Raw genomic sequence first — 2,372 nt, 5'->3', positions numbered from 1 at the left:
AGGGTAAAAAACGGGCAGGAATATCTGTCGCTCATGCCATTTTAAGAATCTCCTATTATCTCTTAACTCGCAAAGAGATGTACGTAGATTTAGGAGAAGATTACTTTGACAAGCAAAAAGAACAATCCATTGTACGATATTCTGTTCGGAGACTTGAAAACTTAGGATACAACGTTACAATTACTGAACCAAATGCCTCCTAATCCAACCTATAATTTGATCCACATTTAGGCGCTGCACTTTTTTAAAAAATAAATGAGCTGCGTCTGATTTCGTATTGTCTTTTTCTCTAAATCGAAGATTTTAATTTTCATGGGAGTTCAATAAGATGTCCCTAAATTTTATAAGATAACCGGATTTCATGATGGCTTTTAGACTGGTTATTTAACTATCCCGTGTTCGTAGCTTAAGATACCACCATGTTAAAGTAAACGAAACAAATGAGGTTATTATTTACTATTATTTAAAGGGACAATCAATTCTAGTTCCTTTATCTCTTCACTAAACCCTTCACTGTTTGTATGACTTGGATTGAGTGTAAATGATTGTGGTATATTGTCCATTGGAGGCAATGTCAGAACCATATGATGACCATAGTTCCCAGTCATACCTGCTTGTAGTTTCAATTTATCATATACACGACCTTTATCATCAACTACGATGAATTCAAACCACGGCCATGTATCATCTTCATCCTTTTCAGTTGGGTAATCAATCGTTAGATCGATTCTTGTTGATAGAGGTGAAAATATTACTTTATCGGCTGTTAAACTATATACTTCATCAGCCGTTGTCGTTTTCACAGCTGGATAAAATTCTGCTATGTCTCCTGCTACTTTTTCAAGTGGGAAAGCAACTGTCCACTCCCCCTCGTAGCCAAATAAATCTTCTCCGTAAACAGCGATATCAATTACATCATCGTTTTCATTATAAGTTGAAAAAGTATATTGATGATGTTCAATAATTGTGTTCGAATCTATTTCGTCTTGCCCTTTTGAACCAATTGCTGGTTCGATAGGTTGACCATTAATCGTTATATAATTAAATCCGACAGTTTCTTCTCTAAGAGAAAGTCCATTTTCACCTGTGTAGATAACTGATACCATTAACCGGTTGCCATCGTAAGCAACTTCCTTTACGGTCATTGTTAAGCCGTTGTGACTATCTTGTTTATTGATTACTGTCGCAAGTTGATCATGTTCAATTTTATCAGAGGCTATATCTCTAAAATCCTTATAAATTGGTCTAAGTAGAGGAATGTTGGATAATGCTTCTGCCATGCCCGTGTAAAAGAATCCAGAACCAAGTAGCGACATACATAATCCACACGCAACTAATATTGACCTTTTTGTAGTTCTTCCTACTTTTCTTTTTTTCTTGGCTTGAAATATAGCTACTTTTTCCCTTTCCATTAACTTCTCCATAGGTACATTTATTTTGTCGATAGTTCGACTGAATTTGTCTTTATTCATAACATGTAGCCCTCCCTTAAGATTGGTCTTAGTTCTTTTTTTGCTCTATTTAAATGGGACTTTACAGTTCCTTCTGGATACTTCATTATGGCGGCAATTTCCTTAATGGAAAGATCGTGATAATATCTTAATAAAATAATGGTCTTTACAGTTGGATTTAAGAATTTAAAAGCCTCTGACAAATCCATTGAATGGGGTATCAAATCGCCATTTTCGTGAGCTAATAATTCAGCAAAGATTTCCTCATTGTCTGTAGTAAAATGGCGAGACTCTTTTCGAATAAAATCGATAGATTTAAAAACTAAAATTTTTGTAATCCAACTCGGAAAACTTTCAGGTTTTTTTAATTTTTTTATTGAAATGTATGCTGTGTAAATAGTTTCTTGATAGAGGTCAAGAGCATCTTGTTCATTTCTAACATATGCATAGGCTGTCCGATACAACTTTTGTCGAACAGAACCAACCAGTTGTTCAAATGCCTCATCTTCCCCTTTTTTTGCTTTTCTTACTAATTTAGCTATATCCATTTCGGCTCTCCTTTCCGTTACGCAATAAAGTCGAATGAGGAAGTAAATAGGTTGCAAAATAATTAAAATCTCGTAAACTCGTAGATATACAATAGAATTAACATTTATAGTTTCTAGTTTAATGTCGTTCTTCAGGCAATTTAAAAACACCTTTAATTAAGGTGTTTTTTCTGTTCCTTATTTAATTATACTGTTCCGTTTGTCTACTAATAAGAAAAATGAGTTGTCTAAAACAGCTCATTGCTCTTCAACTAGTCGAGTAGAAGGGAACCTCTCTACCTTGCGGTAGATTGTGTTCCTCCCCCCTCACAGAACCGTGCTTGCGCTATTTACGCACACGGCTCTTCCAAGTCACCATTCACAAAATGTAGCC

The 2,372-nt window shown here is 35.1% G+C and carries 2 protein-coding genes and 1 pseudogene; 1 reads left to right on the top strand and 2 read right to left on the bottom strand.

Annotated features, from left to right (window positions below):
* Positions 1–203 (top strand): annotated as a pseudogene (locus FG384_RS19390) (IS110 family RNA-guided transposase); the annotation flags it as partial.
* 246 nt (positions 204–449) lie between these two features.
* Here the strand turns inward: FG384_RS19390 and FG384_RS19385 are convergent.
* Both FG384_RS19385 and FG384_RS19380 read right to left on the bottom strand, forming a co-directional pair.
* Entirely contained in the window at positions 450–1,472 is a 1,023-nt protein-coding gene (locus tag FG384_RS19385; protein WP_142644330.1) for a DUF4179 domain-containing protein, read from the bottom strand.
* Positions 1,469–1,999 (bottom strand): sigma-70 family RNA polymerase sigma factor, encoded by a 531-nt coding sequence (locus FG384_RS19380; protein WP_142644329.1) that lies wholly within the window; start codon positions 1,997–1,999, stop codon positions 1,469–1,471. The genes FG384_RS19385 and FG384_RS19380 overlap by 4 nt, the downstream gene beginning before the upstream one ends.
* Between the last annotated feature and the right edge of the window lie 373 nt (positions 2,000–2,372).

It is taken from the genome of Psychrobacillus vulpis (assembly GCF_006861825.1).
In the GTDB taxonomy this organism is placed as follows: Bacteria; Bacillota; Bacilli; order Bacillales_A; family Planococcaceae; genus Psychrobacillus; species Psychrobacillus vulpis.
The sequence above is the reverse complement of the archived record's forward strand: the minus strand, read 5'-3'. Positions and strand labels throughout refer to the sequence as shown.